Source organism: Nocardioides alpinus (assembly GCF_900112035.1).
GTDB classification, from domain to species: domain Bacteria; phylum Actinomycetota; class Actinomycetes; order Propionibacteriales; family Nocardioidaceae; genus Nocardioides; species Nocardioides alpinus.
This window is the reverse complement of the sequence record NZ_FOKC01000018.1, coordinates 21,688-47,874: the sequence shown is the minus strand read 5'-3', so window position 1 is coordinate 47,874 and position 26,187 is coordinate 21,688. Positions and strand designations below refer to the sequence as shown.

Annotated in this window: 21 protein-coding genes and 1 rRNA gene; 17 read left to right on the top strand and 5 right to left on the bottom strand. The window is 71.9% G+C overall.

From position 1 onward, the window contains the following. The first annotated feature begins 268 nt into the window (after positions 1-268). Positions 269-386 (top strand): 5S ribosomal RNA (rrf, locus tag BM127_RS21480). A 186-nt stretch (positions 387-572) separates the two neighbouring features. After that, positions 573-980 carry a single-stranded DNA-binding protein gene (locus BM127_RS21475; RefSeq protein ID WP_231263476.1) on the top strand — a complete coding sequence of 136 codons (408 nt, stop codon included), beginning with the start codon at positions 573-575 and terminating at the stop codon, positions 978-980. Here the strand turns inward: BM127_RS21475 and BM127_RS21470 are convergent. Beyond that, positions 955-2,073, bottom strand: a complete 1,119-nt coding sequence (locus BM127_RS21470) for a DUF1015 family protein (RefSeq protein ID WP_091202120.1) — start codon at positions 2,071-2,073, stop codon at positions 955-957. The two genes, BM127_RS21475 and BM127_RS21470, sit on opposite strands and share 26 nt — an antisense overlap. 49 nt (positions 2,074-2,122) lie before the next feature. On the opposite strand from BM127_RS21470, the gene BM127_RS21465 reads away from it, so the two are divergent. From BM127_RS21465 to BM127_RS21425, 9 genes are read left to right on the top strand one after another with little or no spacing between them, the layout of a single operon-like run. Continuing rightward, positions 2,123-3,142 carry an HAD-IIA family hydrolase gene (locus BM127_RS21465; RefSeq protein WP_091202118.1) on the top strand — a complete coding sequence of 340 codons (1,020 nt, stop codon included), beginning with the start codon at positions 2,123-2,125 and terminating at the stop codon, positions 3,140-3,142. 10 nt (positions 3,143-3,152) lie between these two features. Then, positions 3,153-3,335: a hypothetical protein gene (locus BM127_RS21460; RefSeq protein WP_091202116.1), complete on the top strand. Its 183-nt coding sequence runs from the start codon at positions 3,153-3,155 to the stop codon at positions 3,333-3,335. 7 nt (positions 3,336-3,342) lie between these two features. Next, positions 3,343-4,182 carry a TlyA family RNA methyltransferase gene (locus tag BM127_RS21455; RefSeq protein ID WP_091202115.1) on the top strand — a complete coding sequence of 280 codons (840 nt, stop codon included), beginning with the start codon at positions 3,343-3,345 and terminating at the stop codon, positions 4,180-4,182. After that, positions 4,179-5,147 carry an NAD kinase gene (locus BM127_RS21450; protein WP_091202114.1) on the top strand — a complete coding sequence of 323 codons (969 nt, stop codon included), beginning with the start codon at positions 4,179-4,181 and terminating at the stop codon, positions 5,145-5,147. Before BM127_RS21455 ends, BM127_RS21450 begins: the two co-directional genes overlap by 4 nt. After that, positions 5,140-6,912: a DNA repair protein RecN gene (gene recN / locus BM127_RS21445; RefSeq protein WP_091202132.1), complete on the top strand. Its 1,773-nt coding sequence runs from the start codon at positions 5,140-5,142 to the stop codon at positions 6,910-6,912. Before BM127_RS21450 ends, recN begins: the two co-directional genes overlap by 8 nt. 15 nt (positions 6,913-6,927) lie before the next feature. Then, positions 6,928-8,127, top strand: a complete 1,200-nt coding sequence (gene steA / locus BM127_RS21440; protein WP_091202112.1) for a putative cytokinetic ring protein SteA — start codon at positions 6,928-6,930, stop codon at positions 8,125-8,127. Then, positions 8,124-9,023 (top strand): copper transporter, encoded by a 900-nt coding sequence (locus BM127_RS21435; protein WP_157829611.1) that lies wholly within the window; start codon positions 8,124-8,126, stop codon positions 9,021-9,023. The genes steA and BM127_RS21435 overlap by 4 nt, the downstream gene beginning before the upstream one ends. 11 nt (positions 9,024-9,034) lie before the next feature. Further along, positions 9,035-10,735 carry a CTP synthase gene (locus tag BM127_RS21430; RefSeq protein WP_091202108.1) on the top strand — a complete coding sequence of 567 codons (1,701 nt, stop codon included), beginning with the start codon at positions 9,035-9,037 and terminating at the stop codon, positions 10,733-10,735. A 14-nt stretch (positions 10,736-10,749) separates the two neighbouring features. After that, the gene (locus BM127_RS21425; protein WP_231263477.1) at positions 10,750-11,241 is read left to right on the top strand and encodes an AAA family ATPase; all 492 of its coding nucleotides are present in this window, start codon (positions 10,750-10,752) and stop codon (positions 11,239-11,241) included. A 49-nt stretch (positions 11,242-11,290) separates the two neighbouring features. On the opposite strand, the gene pepN is transcribed toward BM127_RS21425, so the two are convergent. Further along, the gene (pepN, locus tag BM127_RS21420) at positions 11,291-13,750 is read right to left on the bottom strand and encodes an aminopeptidase N (RefSeq protein ID WP_157829610.1); all 2,460 of its coding nucleotides are present in this window, start codon (positions 13,748-13,750) and stop codon (positions 11,291-11,293) included. Positions 13,751-13,796: 46 nt separating this feature from the next. On the opposite strand from pepN, the gene BM127_RS21415 reads away from it, so the two are divergent. The 4 genes from BM127_RS21415 (at position 13,797) to BM127_RS21400 (ending at position 19,691) form a co-directional block, all read left to right on the top strand. After that, on the top strand, positions 13,797-14,429 hold the full coding sequence (locus BM127_RS21415; RefSeq protein WP_091202102.1) for an NUDIX domain-containing protein: 633 nt from the start codon (positions 13,797-13,799) through the stop codon (positions 14,427-14,429). Positions 14,430-14,510: 81 nt separating this feature from the next. Next, positions 14,511-15,626, top strand: a complete 1,116-nt coding sequence (ald, locus tag BM127_RS21410; protein WP_091202100.1) for an alanine dehydrogenase — start codon at positions 14,511-14,513, stop codon at positions 15,624-15,626. A gap of 19 nt (positions 15,627-15,645) precedes the next feature. Further along, the gene (gene xerD, locus BM127_RS21405) at positions 15,646-16,566 is read left to right on the top strand and encodes a site-specific tyrosine recombinase XerD (RefSeq protein ID WP_231263478.1); all 921 of its coding nucleotides are present in this window, start codon (positions 15,646-15,648) and stop codon (positions 16,564-16,566) included. After that, positions 16,563-19,691 (top strand): ATP-binding protein, encoded by a 3,129-nt coding sequence (locus BM127_RS21400; RefSeq protein ID WP_091202098.1) that lies wholly within the window; start codon positions 16,563-16,565, stop codon positions 19,689-19,691. Before xerD ends, BM127_RS21400 begins: the two co-directional genes overlap by 4 nt. On the opposite strand, the gene BM127_RS21395 is transcribed toward BM127_RS21400, so the two are convergent. From BM127_RS21395 to BM127_RS21385, 3 genes are all read right to left on the bottom strand, one after another. Then, positions 19,678-20,493: an ABC transporter permease gene (locus BM127_RS21395; RefSeq protein ID WP_091202096.1), complete on the bottom strand. Its 816-nt coding sequence runs from the start codon at positions 20,491-20,493 to the stop codon at positions 19,678-19,680. The genes BM127_RS21400 and BM127_RS21395 overlap by 14 nt on opposite strands. Further along, entirely contained in the window at positions 20,490-21,536 is a 1,047-nt protein-coding gene (locus BM127_RS21390) for an ATP-binding cassette domain-containing protein (RefSeq protein ID WP_091202094.1), read from the bottom strand. Before BM127_RS21390 ends, BM127_RS21395 begins: the two co-directional genes overlap by 4 nt. A 70-nt stretch (positions 21,537-21,606) precedes the next feature. Continuing rightward, positions 21,607-22,281, bottom strand: coding sequence for a cyclase family protein (locus BM127_RS21385; RefSeq protein WP_198554400.1), 675 nt, complete (start codon positions 22,279-22,281; stop codon positions 21,607-21,609). Positions 22,282-22,350: 69 nt separating this feature from the next. Here BM127_RS21385 and BM127_RS21380 point away from each other — a divergent pair, with 69 nt between their 5' ends. Both BM127_RS21380 and BM127_RS21375 read left to right on the top strand, forming a co-directional pair. Then, a complete protein-coding gene (locus BM127_RS21380) occupies positions 22,351-24,975 on the top strand; it encodes a DEAD/DEAH box helicase (protein ID WP_091202092.1) in 2,625 nt (874 codons plus the stop codon). Between the two features lie 286 nt (positions 24,976-25,261). Further along, the gene (locus BM127_RS21375; protein WP_372476687.1) at positions 25,262-26,185 is read left to right on the top strand and encodes a ParA family protein; all 924 of its coding nucleotides are present in this window, start codon (positions 25,262-25,264) and stop codon (positions 26,183-26,185) included. Positions 26,186-26,187: the final 2 nt, after the last annotated feature.

Here is a 26,187-nt window from a genome sequence, read left to right as displayed (position 1 = left end):
CCACAGAACATGGGGTTGATAGGCCGGAGGTGTACAGCAGCAATGCCCAGCCGACCGGTACTAATAGGCCGAGGGCTTGTCCCAACACCGTACAAAACCACACAAGCACCCATGCTTGAAGTCTCCTTGTACAACGCGCATACGTAACGAACACCCACACAGACAAGATCTATCTGTTGTTCGCGTCCACTAAGCAGTTCCCAACCAACACACCCAACCCCCAAGCAACACCCGGGGGGTGAGGCAGATGTGTAGTGGTTGAAAGAGTTACGGCGGCCATAGCGAAACGGGAAACACCCGGTCCCATACCGAACCCGGAAGTTAAGCCTTTCAGCGCCGATGGTACTGCAACCGAGAGGTTGTGGGAGAGTAGGACGCCGCCGGACATACATTGTGAGAGTGGGGTCGCCTTCGGGCGGCCCCACTTTTGCATTTCGAAGGTCGTCGCGCGGACCACCTGGTGTCCACAGGTCGTCCCGGGTCATGGCTTTCCACAGGTCCGGAGGCGGAGCCCCTACGACTGTCACATCCCGTGGCCACTCTTGGTCGCAGGAGGTGGCAGGAGGTGGACTGTGACCAAGACACAGACAAAGACACAGAAGAAGGCTGCCGCAGCCGACCCGGAGCTCGAGGGCCTGGCCAACGACGTGCGGCTCGTCGGCCGGTTGACGGGGGAGCCCGCGCTGGTCGAGCTGCCGAGCGGTGACGCGCTGGTGACGTTCCGGATCTCGGTGCCTCGGGCGGCGTTGCCGGCAGGCCCCGGCGTGGGCACGACCGCGGGTCAGCGCGTGGACTCGATCCCGTGCACCGCGTGGGGCCCACGCCTGAGGCGCAGCATCCTCACGTGGCGCGCGGGCGACCTGGTGGAGGTGTCAGGCGCGGTGAGGTGTCGCTTCTTCCAGGCCGGAGGAGCGACACGGTCGCGCGTCGAGGTGGAGGCGTCGGCCGCCAGGATCATGCGTCGGTCATCGGCCGCATGAGCACGCCGAGGCTCGGCTTCGGCTGGAACGACGTGGCCTTCTCGGGGAGGAGTCCGCCTGACTCGACGAGCGCCCGCACCTGGTCGAAGTCCGGGCTGGGCAACAGCACCGCGGGGGAGGCCGCGCTCGTGGCCGCGAGGGCGTCATCGACGTTGTGGTGGTGCTCGACGCGCTCTGCCCGGTGCGGGAGACGTGACAGCACCTCGTCGTGCAGCCAGGACACCGCGGCCACCCGGTCGAGTCCGTGCGGGGTGACGGTGTGCCACGCGTGGCCGTCCGTGAGCACGAGGTGCGTGCTGTCGAGTGCGCCTAGGGCGTGGTGTCGCTCTCGCAGGGACACCTCGGCTCCTGCCGTACGGGCTGCGACCACCAGCTCGGTGAGCGTGGTCCCCGGCAGGGTGCGGTGGATGGCGCCCAGGAAGAGGGGTGTGTCGTCCTGGTCGACGAGCATCGCCAGCCCGGCGTCCCACGCCGTGCCCGGGTGCTCCTGCTGGAGACGGAGGTAGGCGGCGTAGCGGTGGTGGCCGTCGGCCAGCAGGCAACGCGCCCCGGCGAGCAACGCCTCGATCCTCGACAGCACGTCGGCGGACCGGATGGCCCAGATGCGCTGGCGCTGGCCGGTGCGGTCGAGGTAGCGCCAGTCGGGTCGCGTCCTGCTCACGCCGGCGATGAGCGCGCGCAGCCCGGGGTCTCCGTGGTGGACCAGCAGGATGGGAGCAGGGTTGAGGTCCATCTGGAACATGCGGTCAGCCAGCTCGCCGGCCTGTTCGGGGTGGATCGCCTCGTGCGGCCACACGGCACGCTCGGACAGGGTCGTGGCTCGTGCTGACATGCCGAGGGCGCCGACGAGGCCGCGGACCGTCAGTCCACCGGAGGTGTACTCGTGCAGGTAGACGGCCGGTGACGTGTCGGCCGTCGCCCTGCCCTGGTCGATCCATGACGTCAACCGGGCGGCGACGTCGCGATAGGGTCGCGCCAGTGCTCGGGCGGAAGCCGGATCCCCGACGCGGTTCGGGGCCAGCATGACGGCGCGGAACGGAAGCAGCGTGAGGGGCCTCGCGACGTACGGAGGCACGTCGGTGGCGGGGTCCATCGGAGCATCGTAGGGGGACGCACGTCACAACCCGGGAAAGGGGTGGAGCATGCTCGAGGAGTCGACCGGAGCGGTCGTGGAGGCGCACGACCTGGTGATGTTCGATCTTGACGGCGTGGTCTACGTCGGTGGGGACGCGATCGAGGGAGTTGCCGAGCGGATCGAGCGGGTGCGTGCCTCCGGGCGCCACGTCGCGTTCGTGACCAACAACGCCTCGCGCACCCCCGACCAGGTGGCCGAGAAGCTCGTGGGTGTCGGTGTCGACGCCGCCGGAGCGGATGTCGTCACCTCGGCGCAGGCGGCTGCGCGGGTGCTGCTCGAGGAGCACGGTGCCGGCGCGAAGATCCTCCTGCTCGGCGGTGAGGGGCTGCGGGTCGCGCTCGTCGAGGCCGGCCTCGATCCCGTCGACGACCCGGACGGCGCCGTGGCCGTGGTGAGTGGTTACGGCCCGGACGTGCGCTGGCGCGACATCATGCGCGTCTCGACGCTGGTCCGTGACGGGCTGCCCTACGTCGCGAGCAACACGGACATGACCATCCCGACGCCCTACGGGCTCGCGCCCGGTCACGGGGTGCTCGTCCGGACGATCTCGGGCTTCGCGGGGGTCACGCCGACCGTGGCGGGCAAGCCGGAGAAGCCGCTGATGGAGGAGACCGTACGACGGGTGGGCGGCGAGCGGCCGATCATGATCGGCGACCGGCTCGACACCGACATCGAGGGAGCGCACGCGATCGACGTACGGTCGTTGCTGGTGCTCACCGGCGTGAGCTGGCTGGAGGACATCGCCACGGCGACGCCCGAGCTGCGGCCGTCCTATATTTCACCGACGCTGGAGGGCTTGTTCGAGGCCCATCCCGTGCCGCGGGAGACCGACGCCGGCGCCGAGCTCAACGGGTGGAGCGCGACCGTCGAGGACGGTCGGCTGCAGGTCACCGGAGCGGGCAACGACGCCGACTGGTGGCGGGTGGCGGCGACGGCGTGCTGGCGCCACCTCGACGAGACCGGACAGGCCGCCGGGGTGGCCGACACGACCCCGCCCGGGCCGGTCCGGCGCCTCGGTGCCGAGTAGGCTCGCGGCCATGGACCAGCAGCCCGAGACCACCGGCGTCGAGTCGGTGGACCAGGTCCTCGCCGACGTGGCGGCGATCGCCGACGCACCGGTGAGTGAGCACGTGGCGGTCTTCGAGCGGGCCCACGACCGGCTGCGCCGCGCCCTCGACGCCCAGCCCGAGCCGTCGACCGACGGCCAGCCGGACGCCTGAGACGCCTGTGCCTCCCCGACGACTTCGGCTGGACCAGGAACTCGTCCGTCGCGGCCTGGCCCGCTCGCGCGAGCACGCCAGCGAGCTGGTCGCCGCCGGGCGCGTGACCGTGTCCGGCGCGCCGGCCACCAAGCCCGCTACCGGCGTGACGACGGACGCGGCGATCGTCGTACGCGACGACCCCACGAAGGTCGACTACGTGTCCCGCGGTGGGCACAAGCTGGCGGGGGCGCTCGAGGCCTTCGCAGCACACGGTCTCGACGTGGCGGGCACCCGCTGCCTCGACGCCGGTGCTTCCACGGGTGGGTTCACCGACGTGCTCCTGCGGGCGGGCGCCCGTGAGGTGGTGGCGGTCGACGTCGGCTACGGGCAGCTCGCCTGGTCGCTGCAGAGCGACGACCGGGTGCACGTGCACGACCGCACCAACATCCGCGAGCTGACCCTCGACATCGTGGGGGAGCCGGTGGACCTGGTGGTGGGCGACCTCTCCTTCATCTCGCTCGCCCTCGTGCTGGATCCCCTTCTCGGGGTCACCCGCGAGGACGGCGCGCTGGCCCTGATGGTCAAGCCGCAGTTCGAGGTCGGCAAGGACCGCGTCGGCAAGGGTGGCGTCGTGCGCGACCTCGGCCTGCGGGCGGAGTCGGTCACCGCGATCGCCGACCTGGCTGCCGCGCGGGGGTGGGGCGCCCAGGCCGTCACGGTCAGTCCGCTGCCCGGACCGTCCGGCAACGTCGAGTTCTTCCTCCTCCTGCGCCACGCTCCGGCGGCGATCGGTGCGGACGACATCCGCGCCGAGGTCGAGAGGACCGCCTCGATGGGGGTGGCGGGTGAGAGGGTGGAGCCGTGACCGTCGAGAGCTCCGGGCGTCGCGTCCTGGTGCTCGCCCACACCGGTCGGGCCGAGGTGCGCCAGGTCGCTCGTGACTGCGTGCACGCGCTCACCGAGCACGGGATCGCCGTACGCCTCCTGGCCGCCGAGGCAGCCGACCTCGGCCTCGACCCGCGCGCTGCGACCGGCGGTCTCGTCGAGACGACGCAGCCGGACGACCTGCCGGGTGAGGGCTGCGAGCTGGCTCTGGTCATCGGCGGTGACGGATCCATCCTGCGCGCCGCCGAGCTGACCCACGAGACGAGCACGCCCCTGCTGGGCGTCAACCTGGGGCACGTCGGCTTCCTCGCCGAGGCCGAGCAGGACGACGTCGAGTCCACGATCGCCGCCATCGTGGGCCGCGCCTACACCGCGGAGGACCGGCTGACGCTGGACGTACGCGTGCTGCAGGGCAAGGAGATCGTGTGGTCCACGTTCGCCCTCAACGAGGCCAGCGTCGAGAAGGCCGCTCGCGAGCGGATGCTCGAGGTCGTCGTGGAGGTCGACGGACGACCGTTGTCGCGCTGGGGCTGTGACGGCGTCGTGTGCGCCACCCCGACCGGCTCGACCGCCTACAACTTCAGTGCCGGCGGTCCGATCGTGTGGCCCGAGGTCGAGGCGCTGCTGATGGTGCCGCTCAGCGCGCACGCCCTCTTCGCACGCCCGATGGTGGTGGCGCCGACCTCGGTGCTCGCCGTCGAGGTGCTGGCCAACAACAACAGCTCGGGCGTGCTGTGGTGCGACGGTCGCCGGACCGTCGACCTCGCACCGGGTGCCCGGATCGAGGTCCGCCGGGGCCATCGCCCCGTGCGGCTCGTGCGCCTGCACCAGGCGCCGTTCACCGACCGTCTCGTCGCGAAGTTCGACCTGCCGGTCGAGGGCTGGCGCGGGGCCGCGGAGCGCCGGCGCAGGGACCACGGCGAGAACGGTGACGACGATGCTTGAGGAGCTGCGGATCAGCTCGCTCGGCGTCATCGACTCCTCGACGCTGGAGCTCGGGCCCGGGCTGACGGTCATCACCGGTGAGACCGGTGCGGGCAAGACCATGGTGGTCACGGCTCTCGGCCTGCTGCTCGGCGGCCGCGCCGACCCCGGTGCCGTACGGACCGGTGCCATGCAGGCCCGGGTGGAGGGCGTCGTGTCGGCCGGCTCCCTGGATGACTTCCGTGACGCGGTCGAGGACGCCGGTGGCGCCGTCGAGGAGGACCGGGTCGTGCTGGCCCGCAACGTCGCCGCGCACGGGCGTTCGCGCGCCTGGGTCGGCGGGGCCTCGGTCCCCGTGGCCACGTTGACCGAGGTGGCCGAGCCGCTGGTCGCGGTCCACGGCCAGTCCGACCAGCACCGCCTGCTCCGGGCGAGCGCCCAGCGCGCCTCCCTGGACCGGTTCGCCGGCGCCGGGCTGGCCGCTGATGCAGAGGCGTACGCCGGCCTCTGGGCCGAGCTGGCCGCCACCGAGCGCACCCTGGTCGAGGTCGTCGGCTCCGCCCGCGAGCGGGCACGGGAGGCCGACCAGCTGAGGTTCGGCCTCGGCGAGGTGGAGGCGGTCGACCCCCGACCCGGCGAGGACGCCGAGCTGGCGGCCGAGGAGACCCGGCTGGGGTTCGCCGACACGCTGCGCACCGCCGCCGAACAGGCGCGCGAGGCACTGTCGAGTGAGGACGGAGCTGCCGACGCGCTGGCCACCACGAGCGCTGCGCGCCACGCGCTCGAGGGCGTACGCGAGCACGACGCGGTGGCCGGCGAGCTGGCCGACCGGATCGCCGAGCTCGGCCACCTGCTGGTCGACGTCGCGGGAGACGTGGCGTCGTACGCCTCCAGCCTCGAGACCGACCCGGGCCGCCTGGCGCACGTGTCCGAGCGCCGCGCCGCCCTGACGGCGCTGACGCGCAAGTACGGCGAGACCATCGACGAGGTGCTGGCGTGGGCCGAGGACGGCGCCAAGCGTCTGCTCGACCTCGAGGACACCGGCGGCCACATCGCCGAGCTGGAGACGCGACGCGACCGCCTCCGCGGCGAGCTCGAGGTGCTCGCCTCCTCCCTCACCCGCCGACGCAGGGACGCCGCGGACCGGCTGGGCGCCGCGGTCAGCGACGAGCTGACGTCCCTGGCCATGCCCCACGCCACCGTCACCATCGCTATCAGCCACAACGAGGTCCCGACGCCCGAGAAGCCGGCGGGGCCGCAGCTGCACGTCGACGGCCGTTGGCTCCGCGCCGGGTCGCACGGCGTCGACGACGTCGAGTTCCTGCTCGCCGCCAACACCGGTGCCGACGCTCGTGCGCTGCACAAGGGCGCGTCCGGGGGAGAGCTCTCCCGCGTGATGCTGGCGCTCGAGGTGTCCCTGGCCGAGTCCGGCTCGGTGCCGACGTTCGTCTTCGACGAGGTGGACGCCGGCGTGGGCGGCAAGGCTGCCATCGAGGTCGGCCGACGACTGGCCCAGCTGGCCCGCGGCTCGCAGGTCCTGGTGGTGACACACCTGCCGCAGGTGGCGGCGTACGCCGACCGTCACGTGGTCGTCCACAAGTCCAGTGACGGGTCGGTCACGACCTCCGGCCTGGTGACCCTCGACGAGCCGGGCCGCGAGCGCGAGCTCTCCCGGATGCTGGCCGGAGTCGAGGACTCCGACAGCGCTCGGGCCCACGCTCGCGAGCTGCTCGATGCCGCCGCGCCCGAGCGGGCGTGCCTCCCCGAAGGGCAGGGTCGCGGCTGACAGCATGGCGCGGTCATGAAGTTCGCAGTCCGCTCCCGCCCAGCCCCCAGCCTCCCCGGTGTGCACGGCCCCGCCCGCGTGCACCGTCGCACCGCCAGCCTCCTCGGCTGCCTCCACGAGGGTGACGTCGCCGTGGTGGACCACGTCGACATGGACCGGGACACCGCGCAGGCGCTCGTCGACGCCGGCGTCGCGGCGGTCGTCAACGCCAGCCCGATGATCTCCGGTCGCTACCCCAACCTCGGGCCCGAGCTGCTCGTGCAGGCGGGGGTGCTGGTCGTCGACAGTGCCGGCCCGGAGATCTTCGACCGGCTCAAGGACGGTGCCGAGGTCCGCATCGACGAAGGCGTCGTCTACGCCGGAGACACCCTCGTCGCCCCGGCTCGCGAGCTGACCGCCGACGGCGTCCGCGCCGAGATGGGCAGGGCGCGCAGCGGCCTGGCCGCACAGCTGGAGAGCTTCACGCACAACAGCACCGAGTTCCTGCGCCGCGAGCAGGACCTGCTCCTGCACGGGCACGGCGTCCCCCGGACGGCGACCGACATCGCCGGTCGTCCCGTCGTGGTCGCGGTCAGGTCCCACGGCTGGGAGGACGAGCTGCGCGGGATCAAGCCGTTCGTGCGCGAGCAGCGTCCGGTCCTGATCGGGGTCGACCGCGGCGCCGACGCGCTGGCGAGCGCCGGTCACCGGCCGGACATCGTCGTCGTGACCGGTGCGAGCGACGACCAGCCCAGCGCCGCGGTCCTGCGCAAGGCCAAGGACGTCGTGGTCCTGGTCGAGCGCGGCGCCCCGCGCAGCACCACCGAGCACCTCGAGCGGATGGGCATCCGGCCGCTCCGCTTCGAGACCACCGCCACCACCGAGGACGCGGCGCTGCTGCTCGCCTCGGCCCACGACGCGTCGCTGATCGTCGGCGTCGGCATGCACGCGACGCTCGACGACTTCCTGGACCGCCAGCGCGGAGGGCTCGCGAGCACCTTCCTGACCCGCCTCAAGCTGGGGCCTGACCTCGTCGACGCGGCCGCGCTGCCGCGCCTGTACGACGGAGCGGTCCGCCCACGCCACCTCCTGGGTGCCGTCGTGGCGGGCGTCCTGGCCGTCGGCGCCGCGATCAGCGTGACGCCCGTCGGCCAGCAGTGGGTCGACGACGTCTCGCCCACCGTCTCGAGCACCACGTCCGACCTGATCGACAACGTCCGAGGAATCCTCCCGTGATCACCCTGCGTCACCACGTCCTGACCATCGTCGCCGTCTTCCTGGCCCTGGCCGCCGGCATCGTCCTGGGTGGCGGTCCGCTCTCCGACGTCGGTCCTGGCGTCGTGGCGACGGGCACGGCCACCGACGAGAGCGCCGCACCTGTCGAAGCGCAGGCCGGTGCTGCCTACAACGACGCCGCCCTCTCCGCGCTGGCGCCGACCCTGGTGTCGGGGCGGCTCGCCGAACGCTCGGTCGCCCTGGTGACGGTGCCCGGAGCCGATGAGCAGGACGTCACCGCCCTGACGGACGCGATCTCCGCCGCCGGCGGCACCGTCAGCGCCCGCTACTCCCTGGGCGACGACCTGGTCGATCCCGGCCAGAAGTCCCTGGTCGACACGCTCGGTAGCCAGCTGCTGACGCAGCAGGGCGGCGACGCCGTCGCGGCGGACGCGTCGACGTACGACCGGATCGGTCAGCTGATCGGGCTCGCTGTGGCGACCAAGGAGGTCGAGGGCCAGGACGCGACGGGCAGGTCACGAGCGGTCCTCGACGCCGTCACGGGCGCCGGACTGATGGAGCAACCCGCCGACCCCGGCCGGCGCGCGCCGCTGGTGCTGCTGGTGCTGGGCACCGATGCTGCCGACGAGGGTGCGGACGCGGTCCTCGCAGGGATCGCGGAGGGCCTCGCCGCCCAGGCCACCGGCGTCGTGGTCGCGGGCACGGTCGCCGACGGAGGTCCCGGGCAGCTCGGCCGGCTCCGCGCCGACCCGGCTGCGGCCGTCGTCGCCAGCGTCGACGGGATCGACACCAGCGCCGGTCGGGTGGCCGCGATCCTCGCCCTGCAACGCTCCCTGACCACCCCCGGTGGCGCTTTCGGTGCCTCGGGTGCCGACGGCACCGTCCCACTCGGGTAGGATAAAAGCCCGTGAAGAGCCGCACGCCGACCAAGCACGTATTCGTCACCGGAGGAGTCGCCTCCTCCCTCGGCAAGGGACTCACGGCCTCGAGCCTGGGACAGCTGCTGAAGTCGCGCGGACTCCGCGTGACGATGCAGAAGCTCGACCCCTATCTCAACGTCGATCCCGGCACGATGAACCCGTTCCAGCACGGCGAGGTCTTCGTGACCAACGACGGTGCCGAGACCGACCTCGACATCGGTCACTACGAGCGGTTCCTCGACACCGACCTCAACCAGATCGCCAACGTGACGACCGGGCAGGTCTACTCGACGGTCATCGCCAAGGAGCGCCGCGGCGACTACCTCGGCGACACCGTCCAGGTCATCCCGCACATCACCAACGAGATCAAGGACCGCATCCTCGCGATGGGCGGCCCCGAGATCGACGTCGTCATCACCGAGATCGGCGGCACGGTCGGCGACATCGAGTCGCTGCCCTTCCTCGAGGCGGCACGCCAGACGCGCCACCAGATCGGCCGCGACAACTGCTTCTTCATCCACGTGTCCCTCGTGCCCTACATCGGCCCCTCGGGCGAGCTGAAGACCAAGCCGACCCAGCACTCGGTGGCAGCCCTGCGCTCGATCGGCATCCAGCCCGACGCCATCGTGTGTCGCGCCGACCGTGAGCTGCCCGACAGCATCAAGCGCAAGATCGCGCTGATGTGCGACGTCGACGACGAGGCCGTGGTCACTGCGGCAGACGCGCCGTCGATCTACGACATCCCCAAGGTCCTGCACCGCGAGGGCCTCGACGCCTACGTCGTGCGCCGTCTCGACCTGCCGTTCCGCGACGTCGACTGGACCCTCTGGGACGACCTGCTCCGCCGGGTGCACCACCCGTCGGAGGAGGTCACCGTGGCCCTGGTCGGCAAGTACATCGACCTGCCCGATGCCTACCTGTCCGTCAGCGAGGCGTTGCGGGCTGGTGGCTTCGCACACGAGGCTAAGGTCAACATCCGCTGGGTCGCCTCCGACCTCTGCGACACCGAGGCAGGCGCGGCCAAGCAGCTCTCCGACGTCGACGCGGTGCTCGTGCCCGGTGGCTTCGGCGTGCGCGGCATCGAGGGCAAGCTCGGCGCCCTGCACTACACCCGCACCCACGGCATCCCGACCCTCGGCCTGTGCCTGGGGTTGCAGTGCATGGTCATCGAGTACGCCCGCAACGTCGCCGGCCTGGAGAAGGCGGGCTCGACGGAGTTCGATCCCGACACCGTGGAGCCGGTGATCTCGACGATCGAGGAGCAGAAGAAGTTCGTCGACGGCGCCGGTGACCTCGGCGGGACCATGCGCCTCGGACTCCAGAAGGCTGAGCTCCTCGAGGGCAGCGTGGTGCGGGCGGCGTACGGCTCCGGGACGGTGGAGGAACGCCACCGCCACCGCTACGAGTTCAACGACGCCTACCGCGACACCTTGTCCGAGGCGGGCCTGGTGTTCTCCGGGGTCAACCCCGAGCTGGGGCTGGTGGAGTTCGTCGAGCTGCCCGCCGATGTGCACCCCTACTACGTCTCCACGCAGGCGCACCCCGAGCTGCGCTCGCGCCCCACGCGCCCGCACCCGCTGTTCGCCGGGCTGGTCGGTGCCGCGATCGAGCGCCAGCGCTCGGAGCGGTTCCCCATCGACGAGTCGGGCCTGCGCCGCCACGACGACGACACCGACACCGAGGCCTGAGCCGCCCGGTGGGCGTGCGGAACTTCCTGGTCGAAGGGGTTTCGGGGACGGGCAAGACCTCGGTGTGCCACGAGCTGCGGCGCCGCGGTCACCACGCCGTCAACGGCGACACCGAGCTCGCCTTCCAGGGCGATCCGGAGTCGGGTCAGCCGACCGCGGGGGAACCGTCGCACTGGCACCACCTCTGGCGTGAGGACGACGTACGGTCACTGGCCGCCGACCACACTCATCGGGTCACGTTCTTCTGTGGGGGCTCGCGGAACGTCGCACGGTTCGTGGACGTGTTCGACGGTGTCTTCGTCCTCACCGTCGATGCGGGCACCCTCGGCGCGAGGCTCGACGCACGGGACGAGGACGAGTTCGGGGGACGGGCCGAGGAGCGCGCGCTGGTGCTGCGGCTGCACGCCACCGGTGAGGACACGCCGGACGGTATCGTGGTGGACGCCACCGCGCCGCTGGACGCGGTGGTCGACGAGATCCTGGTGGTGGCCGACGCGCTCGGCTGACCGGCGCTCGTGACGGTCGCGGCGCGACCTCCTCGACCAACGACCTGCGTCAGAGCCGGCGGGCCTGCAGGATCCGGCCGAGCACGAAGGAGTTCGAGCGCAGCTGGTTGCGGGCGTAGGCCATGAGGCTGGTGTCGTCGGCCGCTGTCTCCGCAGCTGCGAGGAACGCCGCGTCGCCGGCGCCGAGCGGGTACATCGCGCGGATGGTGAGCCCCTGGTTGAGCAGCCCGCCCTTGAGCGTGTGGAGCTCCTCGAGGTAGCGGTGGGTGAAGGGGGCCAGCAGCTCGGCCTGGCCGGGGCGCCAGAACGTCGACCCGAGCACGAGGGTCTCGCGGCTCGCGGGGACGGCGTAGTCGACGAAGAACGCCTTCCACACCTCCTCCTTGGCCTCGAGGTCGGGGCGGGCGGCGAGGACGGCCAGGCGACGCATCCCCGCGTCGGGGTCGGGGTCGGCCTCCAGCAGGCGCGCGACGCGGTCCTCGTCGTAGTCGCCGAGCTCGGAGCGGCGTACGGCCATCCGCCAGGCGAGGTCGAGGTCGGTGGCCTGCTCGGCCGCCGCTTCGAGGACCGACCAGTGCTGCTCGGTGGAGGCGGAGGCGGCGAGGGTGCGCAGCGCCGCCTGGCGGGCGTCGGGGAGGTCGACCAGGCCCACGACGGCGTCGGCGAGCCCGCGGAGCAGGCCGGGGGACTCGGCCGCGGGCGCCCAGCGGTCGGCGACCTGGAGCGCCTGGCCGAGGAACGGCTCGATCAGGGCGGGGGTCGTCTCCGAGGCGAGCGCGCGGGCCAGGGCCGCCGAGACGTCGCGCGGGGCGACGTCGCCGAGCAGGAGCAGCTGGCCGGCAGTGGCGGCCACTAGCGCGCGGTCGAGCGGGTCGCCGAACTGGTGGATCCGCGCCAGCATCTGCTCGAGCGAGGTCGGGTCGGGCTTGACGGCGGCGAAGGTGAAGTCGCCGGCGTTGACCAGCCGGAGGTCGCCGGCGGGCAGCTCGACCGGCGTGCGCAGGCCGTCGACCTCGTGCGAGGACCGGCCGACGGGGACCAGGTCGTCGCCGGAGGTGTCGAAGACCGCGATGTCGAGGCGGTGGGGGCGCGGGTCCTGGTCGTCGGTGGTCTCGACCACCAGCACGTCGTCGCTCGACAGGGAGATGACGTCGGTGCCGGCCTCGTCCAGCCAGGCCTTGGTCCAGGCGGACAGGTCGCGACCGGAGGCACGGGCGTAGCAGTCCATCAGGTCGTCGAGGCGGGTGTTGGAGAAGGCGTAGCGGCTGAAGTAGTCGCGCAGGCCCTCGACGAACGCGTCCTCGCCGATGTAGGCCACGAGCTGGTGGAGCACGCTCTGGCCCTTGACGTAGGTGATCGCGTCGAAGTTGGACATGGCCGCGGACACATCGGGCACGTCGCTGCGGATGGGGTGGCGGGCGGGGCTCATGTCCATCTCGTACGCGGTCCGCTTGGAGGCGGCGAGGAACGTCGCCCACTGCTCGGTGAACTCGGTGGCCCCGGCCATGCCCCAGTTGGCCGCCCAGGAGGCGAAGGCCTCGTTGAGCCAGAGGTCGTCCCACCACTGCATGGTCACGAGGTCGCCGAACCACATGTGAGCCATCTCGTGGAAGATGAACTCGGCCCGGACACCGCGCTGGGCGTGCGTCGGGGGAGTGCGGAACAGCTGGCCGTCGCCGTAGGTGACGCAGCCCCAGTTCTCCATCGCGCCACCGAGGTTGGGCACGAAGACCTGGTCGTAACGCTCCTGGGGGAACGGGCAGGCGAAGCGCTCGCCGAAGAACGCCAGCCCCTGACGGGTGAGCGTGACGAGCTCGTCGAGGTCGCGCTCCATGACGGACACGAGCGACTGGCGGCAGTAGAAGCCCAGGTCGTAGCCGTCGTGCTGGCGACGGACCTCGTGGAACGGGCCGGCGTTGACCACGACGACGTACGTCGACAGACGAGGGGTGTCGGGGAACGTCCAGGTGCGGGCGTCCATCCCGACGGCGGGGTCGGCGTCCTCGATGGACTCGGGGGCACCGTTGGAGGTGACCAGCCACGACGCGGGCGCGGTGACCACGAAGCGGTGGGGTGCCTTGAGGTCGGGCTGGTCGAAGCAGGCCCAGACCCGGCGGGCCTCGTCGGGCTCGAGGCTGGTCCAGACGTAGACGAGCTTGTCGGTGGGGTCGACCGTGCGCAGGATGCCCTCGCCGGTCGCCGTGTTGGTGGTGCTGGCCTCGACGACCAGGACGTTGTCCGCGGCCAGTGCGGGCAGCGGCAGCCGCCCGTCGGCGGCGAGCGAGACGTCGACGTCCTCGCCGTTGAGGGTGGCCCGGACGACGTCGGCGGCGATGTCGACGAACGTGGTCGCGCCGGGCTCGGCACAGGTGAAGGTGATCGTGCTGGTGGAGGCGAACAGATCGCCCTCGAGCAGCCCGGTCATGTCGACCGCGATGTCGTAGCGCTGCACCTCGAGGAGGGCCGAACGGGTCGCTGCTTCGTGCTTGGTCAGGGTCGCCAACGTCATGAGGGTGACCGTACCGACCGTGTCCATCAGCGCTAGCGTTGAGGGCATGTCCACCCCATCAGGAGACACGTCCGCAGAACGTCCCGTGGAACTGCCCGCCGACCGGCCGATGTCCTGGCCGGTGGTCTCCAGCCGCGACCTGCACCGTGACGGCTGGGTGGTCGCGCTCCGCGAGGACGTGATCACCCGACCCGGCCACCCGGACGAGTTCAGCCGGATCAGCCTGGAGCACCCCGGTGCGGTCATCGTGCTCGCTGTCGACGACGCGGAGCGGGTCATCTGCCTGCGTCAGTACCGCCACACCAGCGGTCAGGAGTTCGTGGAGCTCCCGGCGGGGCTGCGCGACGCCGGTGAGGAGCCGGCCGTCGAGACCGCGAAGCGCGAGCTGCAGGAGGAGGTCGAGCTCGAGGCGGCGCACTGGCAGCTGCTGCTCAGCACCTACGCGAGTGCCGGGATCAGCGACGAGGTGCACGAGATCTTCCTGGCGCGCGGCCTGTCCCACGCCCCGCGCGGAGACTTCGAGATGCGGCACGAGGAGGCGGAGATGGAGCGCTTCTGGGTGCCGATGGCGGACCTCCTCGAGGCGGTCCTGGAGGGACGGGTGCGGCAGGGGCCGCTGGCCCAGGCGGTGCTCGCCTACGCGGTGCTCCGGCAGCGCGGGACCCTCGACGCGCGGTGAGGGCTTTCGGGAGTAGTCTCGCTCCCGCTGTGAGGGGCGACACACAGTCGTGCGCCCCCCGGGAACCCTGAGGAGCAAGGCATGAAGGTCGGCGTACCCAAGGAAGTCAAGAACCGCGAGTACCGCGTCGCCCTGACCCCGATCGGGGTGCACGAGCTGGTCCAGCACGGCCACGAGGTCGTCGTGCAGAAGACCGCCGGCGAGGGGTCGCAGATCCCCGACGAGGAGTACGTCGCCGCGGGCGCCACCATGCTGGAGTCGGCCGACGACGTGTGGGGCACCGCCGACATGATCCTCAAGGTCAAGGAGCCCGTCGCCGAGGAGTACCACCGGATGCGGGAGGGCCAGACCCTCTTCACCTACCTCCACCTCGCTGCCGACAAGCCGCTGACCGAGGAGCTGATGGCGCGCAAGGTCACCGCCATCGCCTACGAGACCGTGCAGCTGCCGTCCGGCGGGCTGCCCCTGCTCTACCCGATGTCGGAGGTCGCCGGCTGCCTGGCGCCCCAGGTCGGGGCGTACTCGCTGATGAAGGCCAACGGCGGTCGCGGCGTCCTCATGGGCGGCGTCGGCGGCGTGGCCAACGCGAAGGTCGTCATCATCGGTGCCGGCGTGTCGGGCCAGAACGCCGCCAACATCGCGCTCGGCATGGGCGCGGACGTGACGTTGCTGGACACCGACCTGGACAAGCTCCGGATGTCGTTCTGGCGCTACAACAACCAGGTCCACGGCCTCGCCTCGTCCAAGCTCACGGTCGAGCAGCAGGTGATGGAGGCCGACATGGTGATCGGCGCGGTCCTGATCCCGGGCGCGGCCGCGCCCAAGCTGGTCAGCAACGACCTCGTCTCGCGGATGAAGCCGGGCTCGGTCCTCGTCGACATCGCGATCGACCAGGGCGGGTGCTTCGAGGACTCGCACGCCACCACGCACGACGACCCGACCTACGAGGTGCACAACTCGGTCTTCTACTGCGTAGCCAACATGCCCGGCGCGGTGCCCAACACCTCGACGTACGCCCTGACCAACGCGACGCTGCCCTACGCCGTCGCGCTGGCGGACAAGGGCTGGGCGCAGGCGCTGCGCGACGACCGCAGCCTCGCGCTCGGTCTCAACACCCACGCCGGTCAGCTCACCAACGGCCCGGTGGGTGACGCCGTCGGCATCGAGTCGGTGGGACTCGACAGCATCCTGCGGTGACAGGCTGTTGACTGGTGGCGTGACGCTGGGCCGCGCCGTACGCACCTATCTCGACCACCTCGCGGTCGAGCGCGGCCTCGCGGTCAACACGCTGAGCTCCTACCGGCGCGACCTGGGGCGCTACGACGAGTTCCTCAGCGCCGAGGGCATCGACGACCTCGACGCGGTCACCGAGGCGACGGTGACCGCGTTCCTGGTCAGCCTGCGGGAGGGCAGCGAGGGCCATCCTCCTCTCGGTGCGAGCTCGGCGGCGCGCACCGTCGTGGCGGTCCGCGGCTTCCACAAGTTCGCCGTCTCCGACGGCCTCGCCCTCGCCGACCCCGCCGCAGCGGTGAAGCCGCCGACCCCGGCGAAGCGGTTGCCCAAGGCACTGCCGCTGTCGGACGTGGAGGCGATCCTGGAGGCCGCGGGCGCCCCCGACACGGCGCTCGCGCTGCGCGACCGGGCGCTGCTCGAGCTGCTCTACGGCACCGGCGCCCGGATATCCGAGGCCGTCGGTCTCGACATCGACGACCTCGACCAGGTCGACGGGACCGTGCTGCTGCGCGGAAAGGGCGGCAAGGAGCGGCTGGTGCCGGTGGGCGGCTATGCCCGCGAGGCCGTGGCCGACTACCTCGCTCGATCCCGGCCCGAGCTCGTCGGTGCGGGGCGCGGGGGCCCGGCGATGTTCCTCAACTCGCGGGGCGGGCGGCTCTCGCGGCAGAGCGCCTGGGCGGTGCTGGTGAAGGCCGCCGAGCGTGCGGGGGTGACGGCGTCGGTCTCGCCGCACACGCTGCGGCACTCGTTCGCCACCCATCTCATCGACGGCGGTGCGGACGTGCGGGTCGTGCAGGAGCTGCTCGGCCACGCCTCGGTCACCACGACGCAGGTCTACACGCTCGTCACGGTCGACAACCTCCGCGAGGTCTTCGCCACGGCGCATCCGCGGGCACGAGAGTGACCCGCCTGCGGCTCCTCGACGCGGTGTCCTGGGACGGTGTCCCGCTCCCGGGCGAGCGGGTCGGTGCCCTCCTCGCCGCTCTGGCCGAGGAGCCCGCAGGGGTGAGCGACGGCCGGCTCGCGGAGGAGATCTGGCCGGACGCCGCGCCGGTCCACCCGGCCAAGGCGTTGCAGGTGCTGGTCTCGCGCACCCGGTCGGCCTCGGCGGCCGACGTCATCGTGCGCCTCGACAGCGGCTACCGGCTCGGCGTCGCGGACGACGAGGTCGACTCACGCGCCCAGGCGGTCATGCTCGACGCGGCCCGCGCCGCCCTGGCGGGAGGGGACGCGACCGAGGCGTTCAGGCTCGCCTCCGGCGCTGCCGGGTTCGCGGTCGCGTCGCCGGGTGACGGCGGCCCGCTGGCCGACCTGCGCCGCGCCGGCGCCCGACGTCGTACGACGGCGCGCGAGGTCGCCGCGCTTGCGGCCGGGCGGCTGGGCCGCCACGCCGAGGCGTACGACGGGCTGGTCGTCGCCCACGACCGCCGACCCGACGACACCGAGGTCCTCGCCGCCCTGCTGAGGGCAGAGGCGGCCACGGCCGGACCGGCGGCGGCGCTCGCGCGCTACGAGTCCTACCGCGCCGACCTGGTGGACCGGCTCGGGGTCGATCCGGACCCCACCCTCCAGCGCCTGCACGCCGAGCTGCTCGGAGCCGACGAGCCGGTGCGCACCGGCCTGAGGTTCGACGCGGTCGGGCTGCTCGGTCGCGACGACGACCTCGCCCGGCTGCGGGCCGCACTCGCCGCGTCGCGGCTGGTCACCGTGCTCGGGCCCGGCGGGATCGGCAAGACCAGCATCGCGCAGGTCCTCGCCCGCGAGTCGCGGCTGCCGCACGTGCACGTCGTCGAGCTGGTGGGTGTGGGCACCGGGGACGACGTGGTGGCGGCCGTCGGTGCCGCGCTCGGCGTGCGCGGCTCGGTCACCACGCGGCTCGCCCTCACCCCGGCGCAGCAGGCCGACGTCCGGGGGCGTCTCGCGCAGGAGCTCGACGACGGCCCGACGCTGCTGGTGCTGGACAACTGCGAGCACGTGCTCGAGCCCGTGGCCGCCCTGGTCGCCTTCCTCCTCGCAACGACACGAGACCTCCAGGTGCTGGCGACCAGCCGGGCACCCCTGCGGCTCGCCGCCGAGCGTGCGGTGCCGCTCAGCCAGCTCTCCACCGAGGACGCGGAGGAGCTGTTCGTCCGCCGTGCCACCGCCACGAGGCCGGACGCCGTCGTCGACAGCGATGCGGTGCGCGCCGTGGTGGCCCGGCTCGACGGCCTTCCTCTCGCGGTCGAGCTCGCCGCGGCGCGGGTGCGGACCATGACCGTCGCCGAGGTGGCGACCGCGCTCGAGGACCGGTTCGCGACCCTGCGGAGCCGGGACCGCAGCACCCCCGATCGGCACCGCACCCTCGAGGCCGTCATCGCCTGGTCGTGGGACCTCCTGACGGCCGATGAGCAGCGTGCCCTCGCCTGGTTGTCGGTGTTCCAGGACGGTGTGGCCCGCGCCACCGCCCTGGCGGTGCTCGGACCCGCCGGGTCCGACCTGCTGGACGGACTGGTCGAGCAGTCCCTGCTCGTGATGGGCGAGGAGGACGGCACCGCACGCTTCCGCGCCCTGGAGACCATCCGTGAGTTCGGCGCGGGCCAGCTGGTCCGCACCGGAGAGCTCGAGGGCGCGCTGGCTGCCCAACGCCGCTGGGCGTGCGACCTGGCCGACCGCTCGGGGGACGTCGTCGTCGCCGAGGACCAGGTGGCGCAGATCGACCTCCTGGTCCGGGAGCAGAACAACCTCACCGACGTGCTCCGCCACGGGCTGTCCGTCGGTGATCGCGAGCTCGTCGCCCGTCTCGTGGCGCTGCTGGGCAGCCTGTGGACGATCACGGGCGACCAGCCCCGGGTCTTCGCCGTCTGCGACGCGGCCGCCGAGCTCCTGACGGGCTGGGACGTGCCGTCCGGTCTCCACACCCAGGCCCAGGACGCGGCCGGCGTGCTGATGATCCACCTGAGCTGGATGCCGGGTGCCGAGCTGGGCGGCCTGCGGGAGCTCGTGGTCCAGGGAGACGTGCCGGTCGGCACCTGGGGCCTCATCGCGCACACGGTCCACGTCGCTGACGACCCCACCGACCCGACCGCGCGCCTGGCCCGGGTCGCCGCGGCTCAACCGCACCCCGCTCTGGCCGGGGTGCTCCTGCTGTGGGCAGCGATCGTCTCCGAGAACGCCGGTGACGTCGAAGGTGGGCGCTCCTTCGCCGAGCAGGCGCTCGCAGTGGGCCCGCTGCCGCCGTACCTGACGGCCTCGTTGCACGCCGAGCTCAGCCAGCTCGCCATGGCGATCGGCGACCACCACCGGGCGTCGCACCACGCGGGGATCGCGTGGCCCCTGCTGCTGCGGGTGCATTCGCTGACCGACGCCTACAGCCTGCAGATGGCCACGGCGATCTCTCCGTTGATGGACGGCGACGTCGCGGCGGCCGAGGAGATGCTCGAGCGCTTCGGACCCCCGGAGGGTGAGTCGGCCCAGATGGGCGCCCGGATGACCTGGCAGACCGCGCAGGCCGAGCTGGCGATCGCGCGTGGCCACCACCTCGACGGGATCCGTCGCTACGACGCCCTGGTCGAGCTGGTGGTCGAGTCCGACCCCGGTGTGGGGATCAACCCCTGGCTCGGCCTCGCCGCGTCGTCAGCGCTGGTGAGCCGGGCCCGCTACGGCACGCGCGACCAGGACGCCCGGGCCGACCAGCTGCGCGACCTCGTCATGGGGATCGGGCCACGGACGCCGCAGGGCAGCCTCTGGTTCACCGACCTCCCGCTCAACGGCGTGCTGCTCGTGGGGCTGGCGGCCTGGACGCTGCGCTACGGACCTGCCCACCAGCACGAGGACGGCGTACGACTCCTCGCGCTCGCGCACCGATGGTCCTACAACCGCAGCATCCCGGTCCTGGCCTGGGAGCCGATGGTCGCGCTCGCGGACGCGCGGGCACCGGGGCGCCTCGGCCAGCTCGTGGACGAGCTGGCCGCGCGTGCCGCTCCCGAGCTGGTGCCCGACGCGGTGGAGGTCGTCGAGCGACTGCGCGGTGCCTGGGTCACATCCTCTTGAAGCGCCGCACCGACAGCGGCGCGAAGACCGCCACGACGACGGCACAGCCGAGCAGCGCCCACCCGACGGCTCCGGTGACCTGGCCGTCGTTGGCGAGGTCGCGCAGCGCGGTGATGACCAGCGACACCGGGTTGACCTCCGCGAACGCCCGGAGCGGCCCCGGCATCGTCTCGGTGGGCACGAACGCGTTGGACAGGAAGGTCAGGGGGAACATCACCAGGAGGGAGATGCCCTGCACGGCCTGCGCGTTGCGTCCGACCAGGCCGAAGAACGTGAAGATCCAGGCCAACGACCAGCCGGCGACGACGGCCAGCAGGACCGCGCCGGCGACCCCCGCGAAGCCGCCGCCCGGTCGGTAGCCGATCAGGACCCCCACCGTGAAGGTGAGCACGGCCGCGATGAAGTAGCGCAGCATGTCGGCCACCATGGGACCCGCGAGCGGCGCGATGCGGGCGATGGGCAGGACCTTGAACCGGTCGAAGACACCCGAGTCGAGGTCCGTGCGCAGCTGTACGCCGGTCGCGACGCAGGCCGTCAGCACCGTCTGGCCGATGAGGCCGGGGATGATGAGCGGCAGGTAGCTCTCGACGTCCCCGGAGATCGCGCCACCGAAGATGTAGGCGAACATCGCCGTGAAGACCAGCGGCTGGATGGTGACGTCGAACATCACCTCGAGGCTGCGTCGCATCTTCACCGTGGCCCGCCAGGCCAGCGTCAGGGTCTGCGAGACCGTGTCGGCCAGGCTCACCCGCGTCGGCAGGTCGGTGGTGTCCGGGGGGCCGGACACGAGGGTGGACGTCATCGGGAGGTCTCCATCTGCTCGGAGTGGTCGGACGGGGTGGCCTCGCCGGCAGCCGGCGCCGCGGCGTCGGCCTCCTGTCCGGTGTCGTGCCCGGTCAGGGCGAGGAACACCTCGTCGAGGGAGGGCTTCTGCACGGTCACCGACTCGATCGCGATGCCGCGGTCGCGGAGCGCGACGAGCACGTCGACGGACTGGTCGGTGCGCTGCAGCGGGATGTTGACCCGCCGGGACTCGGGGGTCAGGACGGGCGCCTCGCCGAGGAGCTGCTCGGCGACGGCGGCGGTGGCGGCCAGGTCGGCGACGTCGACGAGCTGGAGCTGGAGGGTCGCGCGCCCGACCGACGACTTGAGCTCGTCGGCGGTGCCCTCGGCCACCTTGCGACCGTGGTCGATCACCGCGATGCGGTCGGCGAGCTGGTCCGCCTCGTCGAGGTACTGCGTCGTCAGCAGGACGGTGCTGCCCTCACGGACGAGCTCGCGGATGGTGTCCCACATCTGGCCGCGGGTGCGCGGGTCGAGGCCGGTGGTCGGCTCGTCGAGGAAGATCAGGGGCGGACGCGTGATGAGGCTGACGGCGAGGTCGAGGCGGCGGCGCATGCCGCCGGAGAAGGCCGAGATGGGCTTGGTGGCCGCCTCGACGAGGTCGAACTGCTCGAGGAGGTGCTGTCCGCGTCGGCGCGCCTCGGTGCGCCCCAGCCCCTGCAGCCGGGCGAAGAGCCAGAGGTTCTCGGAGGCGGTGAGGTTCTCGTCGACCGACGCGTACTGGCCGGTGACGCCCAGCAGCTGGCGTACGACGTGGGGCTCGGTGCGGACGTCGTGCCCGAAGACCTCGCCCCGGCCGCCGTCGATCGGGATCAGGGTGGCGAGCATCTTGAGCATGGTGGTCTTGCCGGCGCCGTTGGGGCCGAGGACGCCGAAGACCTCGCCGCGGTGCACCTCGAGGTCGACCCCGTCGACGGCGCGCTGGTCGCCGTACTGCTTGACGAGCCCGACGGCGCGGACCGCGAGCTCTCGGTCCGTGGCAGGGCGGTGTGGTGTGGTCATGGCGACAGCGTGCGCCCCGCCGGTTTCACCGCGGTTGCGCGGCCCGAGCGGCCACGAAACCGCGCGGCGCTCACACCGTCGCGAACGCCCGCACGGGGAAGGTGCCGAAGCCCTCGATCGCCGGGGGAGCGGCGGTGAAGCGAGCCCCGCTCGACGGGACCTCGGCCAGGCGGGTGAGGTGCTCCACGACGTGGATGCCGGCCGCGAGCAGGATGCTGTGGACCGGGCGCTCGCCGCCGCTCTCGGTGTCGTCGATGTTGACCGAGTCGATGCCCACGAGGGTGACTCCCGCTGCGACCAGGTGCTCAGCGGCCTCGCCGGTCAGGTGGGGCGCACCCCGGCCGTAGTCCTCGGTGCCGAAGCGGCTGCTCCAGCCGGTGTCGACGAGGACGGCCGCGCCGGCGAGGTCGCGGCCGCGGAGGGCGTCCGGCCCGATCCCGCGGTGGTCGGCGTCCCACCCGTCCTCGAGGTGGAAGACCTCGGTGCGCAGGCCGACGAGCGTGCTGAGGTCGAGACCGGCGAGGTCGGGGCCGTCGGCGTAGCGGTGGTAGGGCGAGTCCAGGTAGGTGCCGGTGTTGCCGATCATGGTGATCATGCCCATGGTGAACTCCGTGCCCTCGGCGTAGTGGGCGCGGGACTGCTCGTGCGTCAGGTGCGGCGTGATCGTGGGCGCGGGGAGTCCGGGGTAGGTCGTCATCCCGGCCCTGATGCGGTGGCTGAGGTCGATGATGCGCGGGCTCGTCACCCGCGCATCCTCGCAGCAGCGCGACTGCCGCCTGTGGGGGTCCCACGGCCGGGGTGGAAGGATCGCCCCATGCCCGAGACCCCGCTGCGCCTCGACGCCAGGGTGCCGACGGGCGCCGACCCCGATGCGGTGTACGACGCGTTCAGCGGGTGGGTGGCCGACCAGGGCCTCGACCTCTATCCGCACCAGGACGAGGCGGTCATCGAGATCCTCGGCGGCAACCACGTCATCCTGGCCACCCCGACCGGCTCCGGGAAGTCCCTCGTCGCGATCGGCGCGCACGTCGCCGCGCTGGCGCAGGACAAGGTCAGCTTCTACACCGCGCCCATCAAGGCGCTGGTGAGCGAGAAGTTCTTCGCCCTCATCGAGGTCTTCGGCGCCGACAACGTCGGGATGCTCACCGGTGACGCCGCGGTCAACCCCGACGCCCCGATCATCTGCTGCACGGCCGAGGTGCTCGCCAACATCGCGCTGCGTGAGGGACGCGCCGCCGATGTCGGCCTGGTCGTGATGGACGAGTTCCACTTCTACTCCGAGCACGACCGCGGCTGGGCGTGGCAGGTGCCGCTGCTCGAGCTGCTGGACGCCCAGTTCCTGCTGATGTCGGCCACGCTGGGCGATGTCTCATTCTTCGTCGAGGACCTCAAGCGGCGCACGGGCCGCGACACCGTCGTGGTGGACGACGCCGAGCGTCCGGTGCCGCTGAGCTTCCGCTGGTCGATGGAGCCGCTGGACGACACCCTCGAGGAGCTGGTGACCACCGGACAGGACCCGGTCTACGTCGTCCACTTCACCCAGGCCGCGGCCATCGAGCACGCCTCCAACCTGCTGAAGTCCCGTCTCGGCTCGGGCAGCGGCGGCCTCAAGGTCGACAAGGAGGCGATCGCCGAGCGGATCGGTGCGTTCCGGTTCGGAGCGGGCTTCGGCAAGACCCTGTCGCGGCTGGTCCGCAACGGCATCGGCGTCCACCACGCCGGCATGCTGCCCAAGTACCGCCGGCTCGTGGAGACGCTCGCCCAGTCCGGGCTGCTGCGCGTCATCTGCGGCACCGACACCCTCGGCGTCGGCATCAACGTGCCGATCAGGACGGTGCTCTTCACCGGCCTGGCCAAGTTCGACGGCACCAAGCAGCGGGTGCTCCGGACGCGCGAGTTCCAGCAGATCGCCGGACGGGCGGGTCGCGCGGGCTACGACACGGCCGGCTACGTCGTCGTCCAGGCGCCCGAGTTCGTGATCGAGAACGAGCAGGCCAAGGCCAAGATCGCGGCCCGCCAGGCCGCCGGCAAGAAGAAGTCGAAGGTGCAGCTCAAGAAGGCGCCCGAGGGCGAGGTCGTGTGGACCGAGCAGACCTTCGACAAGCTGGTCGCGGGCGTGCCCGAGAAGCTCCAGAGCCGGATGAAGGTCGACAACGCCATGCTGGTCAACGTCATCTCCCGCGAGGAGGATGCCTTCGCGGTGATGCACCGGCTGGTCACCGACAACCACGAGGACCGCCGCGGCCAGCTGCGGCTCGCGCGCCGGGCCCTGCGCCTGACCGGGTCCCTGGTCCGCACCGGCATCGTCACCCGGCTGCCTGAGGTCGACCGCTTCGGGCGACGCCACGTGCTGGCCGTCGACCTGCCCGAGGACTTCGCGATCAACCAGCCGCTGGCGCACTTCGCGCTGGCCGCCTTCGACGTGCTCGACCCCGAGTCGGAGACGTACAGCCTCGACGTGGTCTCGATCATGGAGTCGGTCCTCGAGGCCCCTCGCCAGATCCTGATGGCCCAGCAGCACTCCGCGCGCGGCGAGGCGATCGGGTTCATGAAGGCTGACGGCATCGAGTACGACGAGCGGATGGCGCTGCTGGAGCAGATCACCTGGCCGCAACCGCTGCGTGAGCTCCTCGAGGCGCTCTACGAGACCTACCGCCAGACCCACCCGTGGCTGCCCGAGGACGCACTCTCGCCGAAGTCGATCGTGCGCGAGATGTGGGAGAACGGGATGGGGTTCACCGACTTCGTCGGTCGCTACCAGCTCGCCCGCTCGGAGGGCCTGGTGCTGCGGTACCTCACCGACGCCTACCGGACGCTGCGCCACTCGGTGCCCGAGGCGCACCGCGCGCCGGAGGTGGAGGACGTCATCGAGTGGCTGGGGGAGACGGTGCGCCAGACCGACTCCTCGCTGCTCGACGAGTGGGAGGCGCTGTCCGACCCCGACCACGTGTCCAGCGCGGTCTCCCACCACGAGCCGCCCCCGCCCCCGAGGCCGTTGTCGAAGCAGGAGCGGCCGTTCCGGGTGATGCTGCGCAACGCCATGTGGGCCCGGGTCGACGCGGTCTCGCGCGACGACCTCGACGTGCTCGTACGCCTCGAGCGCGCGGCCGCCGACCGCACCGACCCGCCGCGGCAGGTCGTCGTGGGCCGCTCGGTGTGGGACGCCGCCCTCGAGGGCTACTACGCCGACCACGACCGCGTCCTCACCGACGGGGACGCGCGCGGCCCAGACCTGCTGCTGGTGGGGGAGGAGCGGATCGGCGAGCCGGTCGGCGCCGAGGAGGGCACCGAGGCCCGCCTGCGCGACGTACGCCAGACGATCCACGACCCCGAGTCCGACCACGACTGGGTCATCGAGGCGGTCGTCGACTGCGACGCCACCGACGAGGCCGGGGAGCTGGTCCTGGCGACCGTCGCGATGCGGCGCCTGGGTGGATAGGGGTGGGGTGCCGACCGACAGTGGAGCCGTGGGACGGTAGGTCCGCTGCGTGGCTCCACCGCCGACGAAACCAGCAGGACAACTGTCGACGTGTCGACAAAGCTCGCGGCCCTCGGCGTGATGCAATCGGAGCCAGGTCGAATCGATGCGTGGAGGAGCGGACATGAGCGGTGCGGGTGGATTCCCCGGTTCGAACGTCGGGAGCAGTGCGTCCGAGATGCCGCCGATGATCCGCCGACCTCAGCCACAGCCGCCCGCCCAGCCTTCCCCCCGAGACGAGCACCCGATGACCATGCCGATCCCCTTCGAACGCCCCGCGCCGGAGCCGCCGAGCACGCCCGCCGAACCGGCGCAGGCCGCGACGACGGCACCCCTGGGGCCCACGGGCCGCCCGATGCCCGTCTTCCCGGAGCCCGCGCCGCTCACGAAGCACGGTGGGGCCCGCGTCATCTCGATGTGCAACCAGAAGGGTGGCGTCGGCAAGACGACCACCACGATCAACCTCGGCGCGTCCCTCGCCGAGCTCGGTCGCAAGGTGCTCCTGGTCGACTTCGACCCGCAGGGCTCGCTGTCGGTGGGCCTGGGCCTCAACCCGCACGAGATGGACCTGACCATCTACAACCTGCTCATGCAGCGTGACGTCACCCTCGACGAGGTCGTGGTGCCGTCGGGCATCGAGGGCATGGACCTGCTGCCCTCCAACATCGACCTGTCGGCTGCCGAGGTGCAGCTGGTCCACGAGGTGGCCCGCGAGCAGACCCTGCAGCGGATCCTGGCGCCGGCCCTCGAGCACTACGACATCATCCTCATCGACTGCCAGCCCTCGCTGGGCCTGCTCACGGTCAACGCGCTCACCGCCTCCGACGGCGTGATCGTGCCGCTGGAGTGTGAGTACTTCGCGCTCCGCGGCGTGGCCCTGCTCAAGCAGACGATCGACAAGGTCCGCGAGCGGCTCAATCCCCGCCTGGAGATCGACGGCGTCCTCGGCACCATGTTCGACGGCCGCACGTTGCACAGCCGCGAGGTGATGGAGCGGCTGGTCTCGGCGTGGGGCGACACGGTCTTCCACACCGTGATCCGACGGACCGTGAAGTTCTCCGACGCCACCGTCGCCGGTGAGCCGATCACGTCGTACGCCTCGTCCTCGACTGGTGCCGACGCCTACCGCTCGCTGGCGAAGGAGGTGCTGACCCGGTGGCCCGCCGAGTGAGC

Bases quoted from the DNA above. Each gene is read 5' to 3' on its own strand.
- BM127_RS21470 (WP_091202120.1), bottom strand. From the start codon at position 2,073: ATGGACCCCGCCACCGACGTGCCTCCGTACGTCGCGAGGCCCCTCACG.
- BM127_RS21465 (WP_091202118.1), top strand. From the start codon at position 2,123: ATGCTCGAGGAGTCGACCGGAGCGGTCGTGGAGGCGCACGACCTGGTG.
- BM127_RS21460 (WP_091202116.1), top strand. From the start codon at position 3,153: ATGGACCAGCAGCCCGAGACCACCGGCGTCGAGTCGGTGGACCAGGTC.
- recN (WP_091202132.1), top strand. From the start codon at position 5,140: ATGCTTGAGGAGCTGCGGATCAGCTCGCTCGGCGTCATCGACTCCTCG.
- steA (WP_091202112.1), top strand. From the start codon at position 6,928: ATGAAGTTCGCAGTCCGCTCCCGCCCAGCCCCCAGCCTCCCCGGTGTG.
- pepN (WP_157829610.1), bottom strand. From the start codon at position 13,750: ATGACGTTGGCGACCCTGACCAAGCACGAAGCAGCGACCCGTTCGGCC.
- BM127_RS21415 (WP_091202102.1), top strand. From the start codon at position 13,797: ATGTCCACCCCATCAGGAGACACGTCCGCAGAACGTCCCGTGGAACTG.
- ald (WP_091202100.1), top strand. From the start codon at position 14,511: ATGAAGGTCGGCGTACCCAAGGAAGTCAAGAACCGCGAGTACCGCGTC.
- BM127_RS21395 (WP_091202096.1), bottom strand. From the start codon at position 20,493: ATGACGTCCACCCTCGTGTCCGGCCCCCCGGACACCACCGACCTGCCG.
- BM127_RS21390 (WP_091202094.1), bottom strand. From the start codon at position 21,536: ATGACCACACCACACCGCCCTGCCACGGACCGAGAGCTCGCGGTCCGC.
- BM127_RS21380 (WP_091202092.1), top strand. From the start codon at position 22,351: ATGCCCGAGACCCCGCTGCGCCTCGACGCCAGGGTGCCGACGGGCGCC.
- BM127_RS21375 (WP_372476687.1), top strand. From the start codon at position 25,262: ATGACCATGCCGATCCCCTTCGAACGCCCCGCGCCGGAGCCGCCGAGC.